This window comes from Halodurantibacterium daqingense, assembly GCF_042666235.1.
Lineage (GTDB): Bacteria > Pseudomonadota > Alphaproteobacteria > Rhodobacterales > Rhodobacteraceae > Halodurantibacterium > Halodurantibacterium daqingensis.
Window position 1 is genome coordinate 105,405 of record NZ_JBHTFQ010000004.1, and the last position, 16,369, is coordinate 121,773.

Annotated in this window: 13 protein-coding genes; 2 read left to right on the forward strand and 11 right to left on the reverse strand. The window is 67.3% G+C overall.

Annotated elements, in window-relative coordinates; all coding sequences use genetic code 11:
* Nucleotides 1–51 precede the first annotated feature (51 nt).
* The 7 genes from ACFQXB_RS08575 to ACFQXB_RS08605 are packed head-to-tail and all read right to left on the reverse strand — an operon-like array spanning nt 52 to nt 9,113.
* Nucleotides 52–1,197: a M20/M25/M40 family metallo-hydrolase gene (locus ACFQXB_RS08575; protein WP_377402172.1), complete on the reverse strand. Its 1,146-nt coding sequence runs from the start codon at nt 1,195–1,197 to the stop codon at nt 52–54.
* Nucleotides 1,194–2,369: a M20 aminoacylase family protein gene (locus tag ACFQXB_RS08580; RefSeq protein WP_377402175.1), complete on the reverse strand. Its 1,176-nt coding sequence runs from the start codon at nt 2,367–2,369 to the stop codon at nt 1,194–1,196. The genes ACFQXB_RS08575 and ACFQXB_RS08580 overlap by 4 nt, the downstream gene beginning before the upstream one ends.
* 19 nt (nt 2,370–2,388) lie before the next feature.
* Nucleotides 2,389–4,059, reverse strand: coding sequence for an ABC transporter ATP-binding protein (locus ACFQXB_RS08585; protein WP_377402868.1), 1,671 nt, complete (start codon nt 4,057–4,059; stop codon nt 2,389–2,391).
* Nucleotides 4,059–4,943 carry an ABC transporter permease gene (locus ACFQXB_RS08590; protein WP_377402178.1) on the reverse strand — a complete coding sequence of 295 codons (885 nt, stop codon included), beginning with the start codon at nt 4,941–4,943 and terminating at the stop codon, nt 4,059–4,061. The genes ACFQXB_RS08585 and ACFQXB_RS08590 overlap by 1 nt, the downstream gene beginning before the upstream one ends.
* Entirely contained in the window at nt 4,943–5,884 is a 942-nt protein-coding gene (locus ACFQXB_RS08595) for an ABC transporter permease (RefSeq protein ID WP_377402181.1), read from the reverse strand. Before ACFQXB_RS08595 ends, ACFQXB_RS08590 begins: the two co-directional genes overlap by 1 nt.
* A gap of 58 nt (nt 5,885–5,942) precedes the next feature.
* Nucleotides 5,943–7,532, reverse strand: a complete 1,590-nt coding sequence (locus tag ACFQXB_RS08600) for an ABC transporter substrate-binding protein (protein WP_377402184.1) — start codon at nt 7,530–7,532, stop codon at nt 5,943–5,945.
* Between the two features lie 57 nt (nt 7,533–7,589).
* Entirely contained in the window at nt 7,590–9,113 is a 1,524-nt protein-coding gene (locus tag ACFQXB_RS08605) for a M81 family metallopeptidase (RefSeq protein WP_377402187.1), read from the reverse strand.
* Nucleotides 9,114–9,232: 119 nt separating this feature from the next.
* Between ACFQXB_RS08605 and ACFQXB_RS08610 the strand changes: the two genes are divergently transcribed.
* Entirely contained in the window at nt 9,233–10,045 is an 813-nt protein-coding gene (locus tag ACFQXB_RS08610; RefSeq protein ID WP_377402190.1) for an IclR family transcriptional regulator, read from the forward strand.
* Between the two features lie 9 nt (nt 10,046–10,054).
* Here ACFQXB_RS08610 and ACFQXB_RS08615 read toward each other — a convergent pair whose 3' ends face one another.
* The 3 genes from ACFQXB_RS08615 to ACFQXB_RS08625 all read right to left on the reverse strand — a co-directional run bounded on the left by ACFQXB_RS08615 (nt 10,055) and on the right by ACFQXB_RS08625 (nt 12,990).
* Nucleotides 10,055–11,317, reverse strand: coding sequence for a TRAP transporter large permease (locus ACFQXB_RS08615; protein ID WP_377402193.1), 1,263 nt, complete (start codon nt 11,315–11,317; stop codon nt 10,055–10,057).
* Complete coding sequence (locus ACFQXB_RS08620) at nt 11,314–11,889, reverse strand: TRAP transporter small permease (RefSeq protein ID WP_377402196.1); 576 nt, start codon at nt 11,887–11,889, stop codon at nt 11,314–11,316. The genes ACFQXB_RS08615 and ACFQXB_RS08620 overlap by 4 nt, the downstream gene beginning before the upstream one ends.
* A gap of 123 nt (nt 11,890–12,012) precedes the next feature.
* Nucleotides 12,013–12,990, reverse strand: coding sequence for a TRAP transporter substrate-binding protein (locus ACFQXB_RS08625; protein ID WP_377402199.1), 978 nt, complete (start codon nt 12,988–12,990; stop codon nt 12,013–12,015).
* A gap of 308 nt (nt 12,991–13,298) precedes the next feature.
* Between ACFQXB_RS08625 and ACFQXB_RS08630 the strand changes: the two genes are divergently transcribed.
* Nucleotides 13,299–14,414, forward strand: a complete 1,116-nt coding sequence (locus ACFQXB_RS08630; RefSeq protein ID WP_377402202.1) for an NADH:flavin oxidoreductase — start codon at nt 13,299–13,301, stop codon at nt 14,412–14,414.
* Nucleotides 14,415–15,224: 810 nt separating this feature from the next.
* Here ACFQXB_RS08630 and ACFQXB_RS08635 read toward each other — a convergent pair.
* Complete coding sequence (locus ACFQXB_RS08635; protein WP_377402205.1) at nt 15,225–16,325, reverse strand: hypothetical protein; 1,101 nt, start codon at nt 16,323–16,325, stop codon at nt 15,225–15,227.
* Nucleotides 16,326–16,369: the final 44 nt, after the last annotated feature.

Below are 16,369 nucleotides of genomic sequence, written 5' to 3' on the forward strand. Positions count from 1 at the left end.
TAAGGTCAGAAAGGCGCGGCCCGCGCCGCGCCCGTCGTGAACGCGAGGCCGTCAGGAAGCCCCCTCGGGAAGATGCATGAGAAGCCCCGCCACCAGACGAGCGCGTTCGGCGAGGCTTTCGACGACGATATGTTCGTTCAGCGTATGCAGGCCCTTGCCGCGCACGCCGATGGAATCCAGCGTCGGAAGGCCCATCGCGCCGGTGAAATTACCGTCCGAGCCGCCGCCGGCGCTGGCTGCCGTCAGGTCAAAACCGATCTCGGCGGCGATCCGGCGGGCCAGGCCGTAAAGCGCCATGGTGCCCGGCTGATCCGGCGCCCAGACCGGGCGGGTGACCCCCCGGTGCACCTCGAGCACGACCTCGTCCTCTTCGCCCGCAAGGGCGAGCATGGCCGCAACGCCCCGGTCCAGATCCTCCTGCCGTTTGGCCATGCTCAGAACCTCGGCCTCGCATTCTGCCGCGACACAGTTCACCCATTGCCCGGCGCGGATCACGCCCACGCTGAAGGTGCAGTCGGGGCCGGTCATCGCCTCGATCTGCAGCACCTTGCGTGCCATGGCGGCGATGGCCGACCGCCCCTCGGACAGCGCCCAGCCGGCGTGGCTGGGCCGGCCATGGGTGCGCAGGTTGAAACGCGCGATCGCGTAGCGGCCGATCACGGCACCGCCATCGGGGCGGGCCGGTTCCGGTATCAGGATGAAGCGGTTGCGCGCGGCCTCGGCTTCGATCAGATCGCGCGTTGCGGGGGTGCCGACTTCCTCGTCGGGGGTAAAGAGGATGGTGACGGGCAGCGGCGTGGTCAGCCCCGCGCGCAGGATCTGGCGGACCGCCTCAAGGCAGAGGTAGTTGCCGCCCTTCATGTCCATGATGCCGGGCCCGTAGCAGATCTCTCCTTCCCGCCGGAACGGCAGCTTTGCCAGCGTGCCCACGGGATGAACAGTGTCCATGTGGCCCAGGATCAGGATGCCGGGCTTGCCGAAATCCGGATGGGGAAAGCGCGCGCGGACCGAGCCGCCAAATCCCATGCGGCCCGGAATACGGTCGATCACCGCGCCGGCCTCGGCCATGTCCCTCGCGGCCAGGTCCATCATCCGGTCCACGGCGGCGGCGTCGAAGGTGGGACTTTCACATTCGATCCAGGCCCGCAGGCCGGCCAGCATGTCATTGGAATCGAAGGGAAGGTTCAGGGCGTTCATGCCTGCCCCCCCAGCGGCAGGCGCCGCTCGACCACGCGCGCCAGAACCGAGGCGCCCACCGGCAGCACCTCGGGGTCAAGCACGAAGCCCGGATTGTGCAGCGGCACCGTCCCCGCATGGCCCACGCGGATATAGGCGCCGGGCACGACCTTGAGCATGTCGGCAAAATCCTCGCTGCCGGTGGCGGGTTCGGCTGCGCCATCGACATTGGCGGCCCCCAGCACATCGCGCGCGGCGTCCAGATAGGCCTCGGAAAGCTCGGCATCGTTCATCAGCACGTCAAAGACGTTGCGGAACTCCACCTCGATTTCGGCACCATGCGCGAGGGCAAAGCCCGCGCAGAGGGCGCGCATCCGTTCCTGGGCAAGGGCGCAGACCGCATCCGAGAAATAGCGCACGGTTCCGGCAAGCACCGCCACCTCGGGCACGACGTTATAGGCCGATCCGGCGTGGATCTGCGTTACCGACACCACGCAGGGATCCAGCGGGCCGACGTTGCGGCTGACGATGGTCTGCAACTGCCCCACAAGCGCCGAGGCGATCACCAGCGCGTCGCGGGATTGCTGCGGCATCGCAGCATGGCTGCCCTTGCCGCGAACCTTGATGTCGAAGAACGCGGCCCCCGCCATCGCCGGCCCCGGGCACAGCGTTGCGGTGCCCGGCTTGCCGTCGGGTGTGTTGTGGATGCCGTAGATCTCGTCACAGGGGAAGCGCTCGAAAAGCCCTTCGGCCAGCATGCGCCGCGCGCCGCCCAGACCCTCCTCTGCCGGCTGGAAGATCAGCACGGCGGTACCGTCGAAATCGCGGGTCTCCGCCAGATGCCGCGCGGCCCCCAGAAGCATCGTGGTATGGCCGTCATGGCCGCAGGCATGCATCCGCCCCTCGGCGACCGAAGCATAGGCAAGGCCCGTCGCCTCGGTGATCGGCAGCGCGTCCATGTCGGCGCGCAGCCCGACGCGGCGGTTGCCCTGACCCTTGCCGCGAATGATGCCCACGACGCCGGTGCCGCCGATCCCGGTATGAACCTCGTCAACGCCATAGCGCTTCAGCGTGTCGGCGACGATGGTGGCGGTGCGGGTTTCCTCGAAGCCCAGTTCGGGGTGGCTGTGCAGATCCTCGAAGATGGCTTTCAATTCGGCTGCGGCGGCAGCGACGGGGGCTAGAACAGGCATGATATCCTCGGGTTGAAGGTCAGGAAGCGGCGCCGGGCGCGAGCGCGCGGAAATTTGCGAAATCCCAGTGGCGGCCGGGCGCGGCCTCGATCAGCGCACGGGTATAGGGATGGGCGGGGTTGGCAAGCACGGCGGCGGCGGCGCCCTGTTCGACAACCTCGCCCTTCTGCATCACGATCACCTCGTCACAGATCTGCGCGGCAACGCGCAGGTCATGGGTGATGAAGACGATGGTGATGCCGAGCCGGTTCTGCAGATCGGCCAGCAGGTCAAGCACCTGCGCCTGGACCGAGACATCAAGCGCCGAAACAGCCTCGTCGGCGACAAGAACGTCCGGCTTCATCGCCACGGCACGGGCAATGGCGATCCGCTGTCGCTGCCCGCCGGAAAACTGGTGCGGATAGCGGTCGAGTGCATCTTCGGGAAGGCCGACCAGGGCCAGCAGCTCGCGCGCCTGGCGCAGCGCTTCGGAGCGGGGGGTGCCATAATTCAGCGGCCCTTCGGTCAGGCTGCGCCCGACGGTCCAGCGCGGGTTGAGCGAGCGGAAAGGGTCCTGGAACACCACCTGGATATGGCGCCGATGGGGCTTGAGCCCGGCGCGGGACAGGCCCGCAATATCGGTGCCGCGCAGCCGGATCTCGCCTGCCGTGGGCTCGATCAGCCGCATGATGCAGCGCGCGACCGTGGATTTGCCGGATCCGCTTTCGCCCACGATGCCCAGCGTGCGCCCGGGCGCCACGTCAAAGGTCACCCCGCGTGCGGCGCGCGTTTCGGGCCGGCGGCGCAGCAGGCCGCCACCGCCATAGGTCTTGTCCAGCGCCCGGACCTGCAGGACCGGCGGTTGGGTCGGCTCGGGTCGGGCGGCGCGGGGCACCAGGCTTGGCACCGCTTTCAAAAGCGCGCGGGTATAATCCTCGCGCGGGTTGCGCAGCAGCTGGTTCACGGGCGCCTGTTCGACAAGCACGCCGTGGCGCATCACGCAGACGGTATCGGCGATTTCCGCGACCACGCCCATGTCATGGGTGATGAACAGCACCGCCGTTCCGTGCCGGGCCTGCAATTCCGCGATCAGCGACAGGATCTGCTTCTGCGTCGTCACATCGAGCGCCGTCGTGGGCTCATCCGCGATCAGCAGTTCGGGCTCGAGCACAAGCGCCATCGCGATCATGATCCGCTGTCGTTGCCCGCCCGAAAGCTGATGCGGATAGGACCGCGCGATCCGTTCGACATCGGGCAGATGCACCTGTTCCAGCACATCGGTCACGCGCTTGCGGATCTCGGCTCCGTCAAGCGGCGTGTGGGTTTCCAGCACCTCGGCGATCTGGTCGCCGACCCGTTGGACAGGGTTCAGCGCCGTCATCGGTTCCTGAAAGATCATCGCCACCCGCCGCGCCCGCAGCGCGCGCATCTGGCCCGGTGTCAGCGACCGCAACTCTGTCCCCGACAGGCGGATCGCGCCCCCGGTCACCGCAAGCGCATCCTTTGGCAGAAGGCCCATGATCGCAAGCGAGGTAACCGACTTGCCCGATCCGCTTTCCCCCACAAGGCAAACCGTCTCGCCCTTGCGGATCCGCAGGTTTATGCCCTGCAGCACCGGTGGCAGGCCCGAGGACGGCGGCAGGCTGACCTCGAGCCCCTCGATCTCCAGTACGGTTGGCGCGGTGGCGAAATCACCCGATTTGAACTGCATCATGCGGCCCTCTTCTTCAGGCGGGGATCCAGCATGTCGCGGGCGGCATCCCCCAGAAGGTTGATCGACAGGATGCACAGCGACAGCATCAGCCCGGGCCAGAGGATCAGTTCCGGCTTGATCCGGAAGAAGGTGCGGCCTTCGGCCATGATGTTGCCCCAGGTGGGGATCTCGGTGCTGACGCCGGCCCCCAGGAACGACAGGATCGCCTCGGTCAGGATGGCCGAGGCGAGGATATAGGTGCCCTGGACGATCAGCGGCGCCATGGTGTTCGGCATCAGGTGTTGCAGCAGGATCTTCGGCATCCCGGATCCAAGCGCGATCGCGGCCTCGACATAGGGTTCTTCGCGGGCCGACAGCACCACCGCGCGCACCAGCCGCACGACGCGGGGAATTTCCGGGATGGTGATCGCCAGCACGACCGAGGTGATGCTGGGCCCGTTGAGCGCCACCAGCGCGATGGCCAGCAGGATCGAGGGGATCGCCATCAGGCTGTCCATGATCCGCATGATGATCGTGTCCGCCAGCCGGAAGAACCCGGCCACCAGGCCGATCAGCAGCCCGATCGCCACCGAAACCGCCGCCGCCGCCACGCCGATCAGCAGCGACACCTGCCCGCCGATCAGCACCCGTGACAGCAGGTCGCGCCCATAGGCATCGGTGCCCAGCGGATGTGCGCCGCTGGCCGGCTGCATCCGCCCCAGGGGGTTCATCGCCATCGGATCATGCGGCGCGATCCAGGGCGACAGCAGCGTGACAAAGACAATCGCGACCAGAACAAGCGCGGCCAGCGCCGGGCCCAGGCCGAATTTCCAGCGACGGGGCAGGGACAGGGCGCGCAGCGCCCATTGCAGTGCCGATGCGGGTTGGGGAACGCTGTTCATCAGTACCGGATCCTTGGGTCGAAGAAGGTATAGGAAATGTCGATCACGAGGTTCACGAGCACATAGATCGCGCTGGTCAGCAGGATCATCGCCTGGATGACCGGGTAATCGCGCGCAAGGATCGCATCGACCGTCAGCCGCCCGATGCCGGGGATGTTGAACACGCTTTCCGTGACCACCACACCCGAGATCAGCAGCGCAAATCCGGTGCCGACGATGGTCATGATCGGCACCGCCGCATTGCGCAGCGCGTGGCGGAACAGCACCCGTCGTTCGGCCACGCCCTTGGCGCGGGCGGTGCGGATGTAATCCTCGCTCAGAACCTCCAGCATGCTGGCGCGGGTCATGCGGGCGATCAGGGCGATATAGATCGTGGCGAGGGTCAGGGCGGGCAGGATCGCGCGGCTCAGGAAGGCACCGAAGTCCTGGGTGGGCGGCGTATAGCCCTGCACCGGCAGCCAGCCCAGCGTCAGGGAGAACGCCAGGATGAAGAGATAGCCGATCACGAAGACCGGAACCGAAAAGCCAAGCACCGAAAAGCTCATGACGGCATAATCGACCCAGCTCCGGTGACGCCAGGCGGCGAGAACGCCCAGCGGCACCGCCACCGCGACCGAGATGACGATCGTCAAGAGTGCGATGTGGATGGTCGGCCAGATCCGCTGGCCGATCATTGTCGTCACATCGGTATTGGAGATCAGCGAAACCCCCAGATCACCCTGAAGAAGCGCCCCCATCCAGGTGATGAACTGGATATGCAGCGGATCGTTCAGGCCCATCTGGTCGCGGATCCGTTCCAGCTGGGCCGGTGTCGCCATGTCCCCGGCGATGATCGCGGCAGGATCGCCCGGCGTCAGCCGAAGCAGCAGAAAGACGAAGATGGCGACGATCAGCAGGACCGGAATGACGGCCAGTATCCGCCTGAGGATATACCCGAACAAGGCGTGTTCCTTTCCAGAGCGAGGAGGGGAAGGGGGCGGCGCACCGCCCCCCTTTCGCCTACTCGGCCTTTTCGATGTTCCAGAATACCGGAACCGGCGAGCCGATCATTCCGGTGATGGTGTCGCGCCGCGCCTGCGGGAACACATACTGGCCCAGCGGGATATAGAGCACCTGCTCAAGCGTATGCGCCTGGATGCGGGCCGCGACCTCCTGCTGTTCCTCGAGCGAGGTGGCGTCGATGAACTCGAGTTTGAGCGCCTCGATCTCGGGGTCTTCAGGCCAGCCGAACCAGGCGCTGTCGCCCCGCCCGTTCAGCATCGGCGAAATCAGCGGCGAGTTCACCTCGGGCACCATCCAGTTGGTGAAGAACACGTTCCATCCGCCGTCGGCAGGCGCATTCTGGCTGGCGCGCCGCGTGACCAGCGTCTGCCAGTCCATCGGCTGCATGTCGACCGTAAAGCCTGCGTTGCGCAGCGCCTGCGCCGCCACCACCGGCTGGGCGATCAGGCTGCTGACATCGGTGGGCTGCATGAGAACGATGGGCGTCCCGTCATAGCCTGCCTCTTCCAGCAGTGCGCGGGCTCCGTCGGGATCGCCGCCGGCCAGAAGGGTTTCGGACCCGGTGTCGTTCTCAAGCGGCGTGCCGCAGCCGAAGATGGCGCCACAGAGCGAATAATACGCGGGGTCCCCCATCAGCGTCGCCAGAACCGCCTCCTGACCCAGGGCGCGCAGCGCTGCCTGCCGGATGCGGACATCATCGAAGGGCGGGTGCTTGAAGTTCAGCCGTCCCATGGTCTGGGAGCCGAGCGGATCGCGCACCTCGACGGTCACGCCCTCCTCGAATTCCAGCAGCGGCAACAGGTCGATCTGCACCTGTTCCATATAGTCGATCTCGCCCGTGGCGAGCGCGTTGATCGCGGTCTGGGCGTCGGGCATGTTCACCCAGACGACCCGGTCCAGATGCACGACCTTGCCGCCGGCCATCCAGCTGGGGGGTTCATCACGCGGCACATAGTCCTCGAACTTGGCATAGGTGACGCTGACGCCGGGCTGGAACTCTTCCTCGACAAAGCGGAAGGGACCCGAGCCGGTGTAATCGGTGATCGCGGTATCCGACGGGGTTTCGGCGACGCGCGCCGGCATGATGAACGGGGGCAGGGCGGATTGCTTGCCGATCGTGTCCAGCATCGCCGGGAAGGGGCGGCTCAGCGTCCAGACGATCGTGCGGTCATCGGCCGCTTCCAGGCTTTCGGTGAAGTCCATGATGATCTGCCCGCCGGAATCGCGGCTGGCCCAGCGGTTCAGCGAGGCGACGGCATCGGCTGCGGTGACCGGCGCGCCGTCGTGGAACAGAAGCCCCTCGCGCAGGGTGAAGGTGTAGGTCAGCCCGTCGTCCGAGATCTCCCATTCCGCCATCTGCGGCTGCGGTTCGAAATTCTCGTCCACGGCGACCAGCACGTCATAGATCATGTAGGCGTGGTTGCGGGTGATATGCGCGGTGGTGATCACCGGATCGAGCACCCGCAGGCCCGAGTGCATCACGGCGGTCAGCGTGGTCTCGGCCTGTGCGGCTGTGGTCATGGCCGTGGCCGACAGAAGGGCCGCGACAAGATGTCGGCGCAGATGCAGTGGAGTCATGGCAGTCATCGGTCACTCTCGCTGTTGGAAGGGCGCTCCGGTCTTCTGCCGGATGCGCGGGGGAAATCAGGACGGGGCGGCAACCTCCGTCGCGGGGGTAAAAGCGGGGCCCATCGGCTCCAGCCGCATTCCCGCACCAAGGCGTGTCCAGGGAAGGGCTGCGGGGCTGAGCGGCATCGGGCCCGGCGCGGTGCAGACGAGGATCTGTTCGGCGATCGGCGCAAAGTCCGCGCGGAAATGAACCGAGCTCTTGTTGACGAGGATCGCCATTTCAAGCGGTTCGATCCCGACCATGCGATACATCGCCTGATCGGCCATCTGTGCCTTGTGGCTGGTGACGGCGACACGGACATCGCCGATCCGAAGGCAGGCCGATGGCCCCAGATCCAGCGGCGCACCGCCATAGAAGGGCCCGGGGGCGACGAAGCGGCCGTTGCTCAGATGCTCGACGTGGAAGCGCGCGGTGAAGGGCGCGTCGCCCGCGATGCCCGAACTGCCGCCCAAGGCGATCGTGATCTCGGCGCCGACACCGGCGGCATGGGCAGCGGCGGCAGCGGCCGGATCGACCATCAGGCCAAGGGCGGCGCGGGCCGCGCCTTGCCGCACCAGCGCGCGCAACATGCCGGTCGTGTTGGAGTCGCCCCCCGCGCCGGGATTGTCCTGCGTATCGGCGATGATCACGGGCCGCTGCGCCCCCTGTGCAAGGCGCATCGCCTCGCGCACGCCGGCATCGGGGTCGAAGGACTGGCCGGCAAAGGCGGGCTCTGCCCTGGCGACCGCGGCGGCGATCGTCTCGGCCGCGGCCTCGGCGGCCTCGCGGCTGTCGGCATAGGCCACCACGGTCGGCCCGCATTCCGGGAAATCCGCCGCCGGAAAGCCCGGGAAGAAGGAAGCCGAGCGCACCGCGCCCTGTTCCGTCCGGTCCAGCAGCGCATAGATGCTGCGGGCGGGTTCCAGATCGGTGCATTGCCAGGCGATCGGGATCAGGAAAGGCAGGCGCCGGAACGCCTTGACCCAGCGCGGCCCGGACATCAGCGCGTCCAGCGCCGCCGCCGCGCGGCGGCCGGTTTCGGCCATGTCCACATGCGGATAGGTGCGAAAGCCCACCAGCAGATCGGCCGAGGCGACCATCTTCGCGGTGATATTGCCGTGCAGATCCAGCGCAGCCACGATCGGCACATCGGGACCGACGGCAGTTCGGACACGCTCGAGCAACCGGCCTTCGCCATCTTCCTCGTGCTCGGCCATCATCGCGCCATGCAGATCAAGAAAAACGCCATCCAGCCGGCCTGCGGCGCGAATGCCCGAAATGATCTCGTCCGTGATGCTTTCATAGGCATCGCGTGTAACCGGGGCCGAGGGAATCGCCCCCGCCCAGAGAATCGGCACCGCGTCCCAACCCGCGGCTGCGGCGTGATCCGCCGCGCCACCGATGCCAAGGTTGATCCCGCGCGAGGCGGTCAGCAGCGCCGGGCCCCGTGCCATCGGCATATAGCCACCCCCCTGAACAAAGGCGGCCATTGTCGCCTTTGTGGGCGCAAAGCTGTTTGTTTCGTGGACAAATCCTGCCAATGCGACGCGTTTCGACATTCTCTCGCTCCTGAAGGGCTTGGCATGGGGCGGTGCAGACTGTATCGCACAATGATACAACTGCATTGTCATAAAAGTCTAAGCCCCGCCCTTTCGCGCTGTCAACCATCAGGATCGCCATGACGCATACCCCGCTTCGCACGGAACCTGGCCTTCGCCGCCTCAGTGACGACCAGCGCGAGGATCCGCTGTTCATCCAGTCAATCGACCGCGCCCTGCAGGTTCTGTCGGCGTTCCACGGGACCGACCGTGCGCTGACCCTGTCCGAGATCGCCCGCCGCGCCAATATCGACCGCAGCGCGGCCCAGCGCGTCGTGCATACCTTGCGCACGCTGGGCTACATGCGCCGCGACGCGGCTGACCGCGGGTTTCTGCCGGGGGTCCGGCTTCTGGATCATGCGCTGGATTTCCTGCGCCTTGATCCGCTGGTGCAGCAGGCGACGCCGGTGCTGCTGGAACTGCGGCGCAATGCGCAGGAACGGGTCGATCTGTCGCTGTTCGACGGGCAGCGGGTTGTCTATGCCGCGCGGATGCAGAGCAAGCGCGAAACCTTCTATGCAACGCTGGTGGGCCACAGCGTGCCGACCTATTGCAGTTCCGGGGGCTGGGCCATCCTTGCGGCGCTGCCCGAGGCCGAGGCCCGTGCATTGGTCGAGGCATCGGACAGGCGCAGCTTTACCGCCCACACCCTGACTGCAACCGATACGATCATGGAGCGGGTCGCCGAAACGCGGCAGCAGGGTTTTTCCTGTGCACAGGAGCAGATCCTGGTGGGCGAAATCGCGATCGGCGCGGCGGTGATGGGTGCCGATGGCCGGCCGGTCGGCGCGGTCCATCTCGCGGGGTCGCTGGGTGAATGGGAGGCCGAGGCCTTTACCCGCCGCTTTGCACCGCTGGTGGTCGAGGCGGCGCGCGCGATCAGCCGCTATTGACCTGCGCGCTCAGGGCAGCAAGGCGAGGCTGAACCACGGCACCAGCGCCAGCACCACCAGCGCCGCACAGGCGACTGCGTAGAACGGCAGCGTCACCGCCACCACCCGCAGCGGGCTGACACCGGCGACCGAGGCCGCCACGAACAGCCCCACCCCCACCGGTGGCGACAGAAGCCCCAGGATCAGGTTGACCGAAACCACCACCCCGAAATGCAGCGGGTGGATGCCATAGACATCGGTCGCGATGGGCAGCAGGATCGGCACGACCATGATCAGGCCGGGGATCCCGTCGATCACCGTGCCGACCAGCAGCAGCACGACCAGCACCAGCAGCATGAAGGCCATGGGCGTTGTCGCGACGTCCTGGATCCAGCCGGCAGCCATCTGCGGCACCTGGCCGAAGATCAGCACCCAGGAAAACACCCCCGCCCCCGCGACCAGAAACAGCACCAGCGCCGAGGACAACCCGGTGCGCAGCAGGATGCCGGGCAGATCGCGCAGGCGCAGGCTGCGGGTATGGAAGATGCCCACCAGCGCCGCCAGAAGCGCCCCCACCGCGGCCGCCTCGGTCGGCGAGCCATAGCCGCCAAGGATCATGCCGATCACCGCAGCCGGGATGAGCAGCATCGGCAGCGCGGTGCGCAAGGCCGCAAGCCGGTCGCGCCAGGGCAGGCCCTGCCCCGCCGGAAAGCCCTGCCGCCAGCCCAGAACCGCCACCGTCAGCACGAACAGCAGTGTCAGCAGCAACCCGGGCAGGATCCCGGCCATCAGCATGTCGCTGACCGCCACCTGCGCCAGAACCGCATAGACCACGAAGACGATCGAGGGCGGAATGATCGGCCCCAGAAGTCCGCCGAAGGCTGTCAGCCCCGTCGCGAAGGCGCGGTCATAGCCGGCCTTTTCCATTTCGGGCACCATGACCTTGGCCATCATCGCGATCTGCGCGGTCGCCGATCCGAGGATCGAGGCGACCATCATGTTGGCCAGAAGGTTGATATAGGCAAGCCCGCCGCGCAATGCGCCGACGCAGGCTGCTGCAAGCCGGACAAGCTGCGTGGTGATCCCGGCTGCGTTCATCAATTCGCCGATCAGGATGAACAGCGGGATCGCCAGCAGCCCGAAATTGTCAAGGGATGTGAACATCTTGAGGGGATAGCTGTCAAGAAGCAGCGGATTGCCGCTCTGGACGATATAGGCCAGCGCGGCAAGGCACAGGATCAACCCGACTGGCAGGCCGATCAGCAGCAGGGCCAGAAAGACCAGCGCGGTCACGGCGCGGCCCCCGTTTCGGCGGGACCGGGGGGCGGCAGAAGGCCCAGATCCTCGCAGAGGTTGGCAAGCGCATGCAGGCTGAGCGTCAGCGCGAACCACGGCATGACAAGGAAGGGCAGGAACATCGGAAGGCCAAGCACCGGCGAGACCTCGGTGTAAAGAAAGTTGAAGGTCTGGCTTTCGTAAAGCGCCACGTCGAAACCGGCGCGGATCAGCCCCGGCAGGTCGAACCAGCGCCAGCACAGCCAGGCCAGCACCAGCCCGAATCCCAGCGCCAGCGCCGAGGCCAGGACACGCAGCAGATACAGGCCGCGCCCGGGCAGGACCTCGTGCAGGATCTGAACCGCCGGGTGGTTGCGCATCCGCAGCATGAGCGAAGCGCCCACAAACCCCGCAAGCACCATCGCCTGAATGGCAAGCTCATCCGCCCAAGCGAGCGTCATGCCCAGGGCGCGCGCCGCCACGTTCAGAAGCACCAGCCCCGCAATCGCCCCGACCAGCCCCACAAGAAGGCCGCGTTCGACCCGCGCCAGCAGCGCCGAGATCCGGGCGATCGTGCCGATCAGGGCCATGGGGGTCTCCTTCGTTCTGCGGTGGCCACCTGCGGGGCGGGGCCGCCCAGGGCTGCGCCGTTGCCACGGGGCCATCCCGGCGTGCAACGCGGAAGGCCACGCGACGACGGCCCGATCCTTTGCTCAGAACTCGGCGGCGAGCGCCCGCAGCCGCGCGACATACGGCGTCTGCGCACCCCATTCGGCATCCCAGCGCGCGACGATGTCGCCAAAGAACGCGGGTCCCACATTCTCGGTGATGACGATGCCGGGTGCTTCGCGCAGCCGTGCCAGCTTGCCGTCCTCTTCGGCGACGAAACGGTCGATCGTCCGGTCGCAATGGATCTGGACCGCCTCGGCGATGATGGCCTGATCCTCGGGCGAAAACCCGGCCCAGACGCGGCCCGACACCAGTGCCACCATGCCGAACATGTGATGGTTCGTCTCCATCAGATAGGGCGCATGCTCATAGTAGCGGAAGTTGATGATGGATTCATAGTCCATGTCGATCGCGTCGATCTGGCCATTGGCCAGCGCATCATAGACCTGGGTCAGCGGCATCGGCGCTGGCGCTGCGCCGAACATTTCGAAGAAGCTGCGGATCGCCGGGGCAGGCGTGATGCGGAAGCGCATGCCGCGCAGATCGGTCGCCGCGGCAACCGGCTGGCGCGTCAAGAGCTGGCGCATGCCGGTCATGGCATAGCAAAGGCCCACCGTGCCGGTTGCCCGTGGCAGGGCGTCCAGGATCTCGCGCGCGGGGTCAGATCGCAGCACCCGCGCCGCATCAGCGATGTTCTCCACCAAGAAGGGCGCATGAAGGGCCGCCATGTCAGGCACGCGCGTGGTTACCTCGGCCGTGGTGAGCCAAGCCATGTCCAGCGCCCCGGTCTGAAGCTGTTGCAGCATCGTCGCCTCGTTTCCCAGCTGCCCCGAGGGGAAGGGCACGATGGTGAAGCGGCCGTCCGACAGGGTGGACAGCGTGGCCGAAAGCGCTTCGACTTCCTGGTTCCAGACATGGGCGGGCGGCGTGATCAGACCCAGCCGAAGCGCGCGTTCCTGCGCTGCGCCAGGGACTGCGACGAAAGCCGCGGCGCAGGCCATCAGAATGCCTTTCCAGTTCATCGTGCGGTCCTCCTCATCGGGCGCGCTGCCGGATCCGGCCTTGCCCTGCCCGGGCAAAGGCCAGCGGTTGCTTGCTCTTGCCCGCAATCGACCCGCGTTTCAAGCACTGCGTTGCCGCTCGTCACACTTCATGCAGGCGTCGATCGGGGCGGCCGCGCGCGCGCGGCCAGCGCGGATCCGGTGGGGGCCGATGGCCAGCCCGGGCCCCTCGTCTGCGCTGCGGGACCGGGGGTCGTCGGCTGCGGCCGGCGATTGAAACGCCCTGCGCCGGTCTTACCTATGCACCCCGAAACCGCAGTGGAGTTGACATGACCAGCCAGAACGAAACGCTTTTCCGGCCGTTTCGCATCGGAACGCTTGAACTGAAAAACCGCATCGTCATGGCGCCGATGACCCGGAATGCCGCGCCCGATGGCATCCCCGGGCCTGCCAACGCGGCCTATTACCGCAAACGGGCGGAAGGGCAGGTCGGGCTGATCCTGTCCGAGGGAACGGTGGTCGAGCGTCCTGCCTCGCGCAATGAGCCGCATGTGCCTTTTTTCTTCGGGGAGGCGGCGTTGGCCGGCTGGAAGAGTGTGATCGATGCCGTCCACGCGGCTGGCGGGCGGATGGGGCCGCAGATCTGGCACACCGGCTCGACGCGCGGAGGGTCCGGCTGGGAGCCGGACGCGCCGGTGGAAAGCCCCTCGGGGCTGCTTGCGCCGGGCAAGCCGCGTGGCCGGGTGATGAGCGAGGAAGACATCGCCGACACGGTGGCGGCCTTTGCCCGCGCGGCTGCCGATGCGCGCCGGCTCGGGTTCGACACGGTCGAGATCCACGGCGCCCATGGCTATCTGATCGACCAGTTCTTCTGGTCCGGAACCAACCAACGCAGCGATGCCTATGGCGGAGCAACGATCGCCGAACGGTCGCGCTTCGCGGCCGAGATCGTGGCGGCCGTGCGCGCGGCGGTGGGGCCTGATTTCCCGGTGATCCTGCGGGTCAGCCAGTGGAAGCAACAGGATTATGGCGCCCGTCTTGCCACCAGCCCCGATGAGATGGCCAGCTGGCTTGTGCCCCTGGTCGAGGCCGGAGCCAATGTGCTTCATTGCTCGCAGCGCCGTTTCTGGGAGCCGGAGTTCCCCGAGATCGATGGCGAGGAGGGGCTCAACCTTGCGGGCTGGGCCAAGAAGCTTACCGGGGCCGCAACGATCAGCGTCGGGTCTGTTGGCCTCTCGGGCGAATTTCTGGCGGCGTTCGGGGGCGAGAACTCGCGCAGTGTCGGGATCGAGGGTCTGATCCGCCGGATGGAGCGGGACGAGTTCGACCTGATCGCGGTAGGCCGCGCGCTGATCAGCGATGCCGACTGGGTGAAGAAGGTCCGCGAAGGCGCACAGGAACAGCTTCAGGGCTTCAACCCGGCATCGCTTGCCGAACTGGTCTGATCGCCAAGCCGGGAGCCGAAGCCGGCAATCGCCTGCTCCGGCTTCCGCAGGGCGGATACAGGATGCTGACGCAGGCGGCAGGCACGCGCCGTGTTGCACAGCGATGCGGCAGCGCCGGTCTTTGCCGGGCAAGCCTGCAATCGAGGGTTGACCTCGGACCGCGCTCTGCCTAGCTGGACGGGTATCCGCGGTTTCCTCGCGGTGATCCTTCCCCGTCTCGGGCCGCTTTTCCTCCCGGCGCTTCCCGGGGCGGGGTCGAGGATGTCGCATGCCGGCTGCCTGCCAGCCACCGGGTTTGCCGGGGCACTAAGCTGCCTTGGAGGGCGCGTGGCAGCCGTGGACGGGAAGGCGACGATGCTGCGGCGCACGGTCGGGTTTGAGGATCATCGCCTGCGCATCAGCATCCCGGCTGCATGCCTCGGCGCCTCACGATCGGGCGGTGCCTTGACCGCGGCAGATCACCCGCACCTCACATGTGCCCCGACGCCGCGCGGCAACGATGATGATGCAGCCTGTGGCATCGTTCTGCGGTCTCCGGGGTTGCGGGTCCGGGTCAGGTGGCTCAGGACGGCGGGGCAAATCGTTTCGCGCGGCGCCGCAGCCAGGCCGCAGAGGGCTCTGCTGACGGACTGCGCCCCCACCATGCCTGGTGCATGGCGTCAGGCGGCAAGGAAGCCACGATGCCGCCCTGCGGTGATCCCCCGGCTTCGGGAGGCGAATTGGCCGCACGCCCTGTGGCAAGCGCCAGAGACCGCGCCGTGCGGCCGGCCGGGGCCAGCGCCGCGGATCGCCGGAACTGGCGGCGCCCGTTCAGAAGTAATCCTCGTCCTGATCCGGCCCGGATCCGCCCTGCCGCAGTTCTTCGGGCAGAAGTGCAGGAGGGGCGGCACCGCCCATCGGATCGGAAAGAAGCTCCTCGGCCAGGCGGGCCTGTTCTTCCCCTTCACTCACCAGGGCCCAGAGACGACGCATGTCTTCTTCGAAGCGCGCATCGCCGATTTCGCCGGCATCACGGAGCTTCTCGATTTCGCGCATCACTTCGACGGCATAGTCGGTGAGCCCCAGCGCCTGCACGGCCCCGTTCGAGATGATGTCATGTCGCACCGCATGGGCGAAGGCATACAGCACGAGCTGCGACAAGGCCTCGGCGGCGGAATCGCCGCGCGCGATGCGATGGGCGACCAGAGCGTCGCCGGCCATCGTCATTTCCATTCCCAGTCCCTCGATCACCTCGCGCAGGCTTTCCAGAAGGGCCGGATCGATGGCCGGGGCAGGGGTAACGATGACAGCAGGTGTTCCGCCCAGCTCTTCGGTGTAGGCGCTGGCGGCGGCGCGCTCGGCCGCCGTCGGGCGGGCGGGTCTGGGCAGTGGAGACGGTGCGCGGGGCTGGTCCTTGGGCGGCGCGGCGCGCGGATCGGCGGGCAGATCGGGGTGCTGCGGCGGGACGGCGTGATCGGACCCGGTCGTCGGCGTCGTCGGCGCTGTGGCGGGCTGATCCTCGGCGGCCGCGATCGCGAGGCCCGAGGCACCGGGCGTGGCTTCGTCGCTCGGGGGCATCGGATCCGTCGCGGCTGCCGGCGGCGCTTCGGCGACAGGGGTCGATGCTGCAACCGCGGACTGATCGGGCTGGGGTGCGGCGGGCTCCGCTTCGGGCGCCTCGGGCCGTGCAACCGGCTGCAGCAACGTCCGCGTGCGCGCACCGAACAGCCGGCGCAACAGGAAGGGGCGGCGCTCGATCTCTTCCACCAGCCCCAGCGCCCTGAGCCGGCCAAGCGCACGTCCGACCTCTAGCCCGCGTCCCCGTGCAACCACCAGCAGGACGTCGCGGTCAAAGGCACCCTTTTCGGCGTGGAGATCCCGGATCACGGACAGCAGATCCTGTTCGGCCCGGTCAAGCGTCTTGTCCTGCATGTTGCCCTCATCTGCAAGCGGAAGGCCAGATCGCAGATCGCGTG

Coding starts and splice junctions, on each gene's coding strand:
- ACFQXB_RS08620 (WP_377402196.1), bottom strand. CDS start 11,889: ATGGCCCTGATCGGCACGATCGCCCGGATCTCGGCGCTGCTGGCGCGG.
- ACFQXB_RS08635 (WP_377402205.1), bottom strand. CDS start 16,325: ATGCAGGACAAGACGCTTGACCGGGCCGAACAGGATCTGCTGTCCGTG.
- ACFQXB_RS08630 (WP_377402202.1), top strand. CDS start 13,299: ATGACCAGCCAGAACGAAACGCTTTTCCGGCCGTTTCGCATCGGAACG.
- ACFQXB_RS08580 (WP_377402175.1), bottom strand. CDS start 2,369: ATGCCTGTTCTAGCCCCCGTCGCTGCCGCCGCAGCCGAATTGAAAGCC.
- ACFQXB_RS08600 (WP_377402184.1), bottom strand. CDS start 7,532: ATGACTGCCATGACTCCACTGCATCTGCGCCGACATCTTGTCGCGGCC.
- ACFQXB_RS08610 (WP_377402190.1), top strand. CDS start 9,233: ATGACGCATACCCCGCTTCGCACGGAACCTGGCCTTCGCCGCCTCAGT.
- ACFQXB_RS08585 (WP_377402868.1), bottom strand. CDS start 4,059: ATGCAGTTCAAATCGGGTGATTTCGCCACCGCGCCAACCGTACTGGAG.
- ACFQXB_RS08590 (WP_377402178.1), bottom strand. CDS start 4,943: ATGAACAGCGTTCCCCAACCCGCATCGGCACTGCAATGGGCGCTGCGC.
- ACFQXB_RS08575 (WP_377402172.1), bottom strand. CDS start 1,197: ATGAACGCCCTGAACCTTCCCTTCGATTCCAATGACATGCTGGCCGGC.
- ACFQXB_RS08605 (WP_377402187.1), bottom strand. CDS start 9,113: ATGTCGAAACGCGTCGCATTGGCAGGATTTGTCCACGAAACAAACAGC.
- ACFQXB_RS08625 (WP_377402199.1), bottom strand. CDS start 12,990: ATGAACTGGAAAGGCATTCTGATGGCCTGCGCCGCGGCTTTCGTCGCA.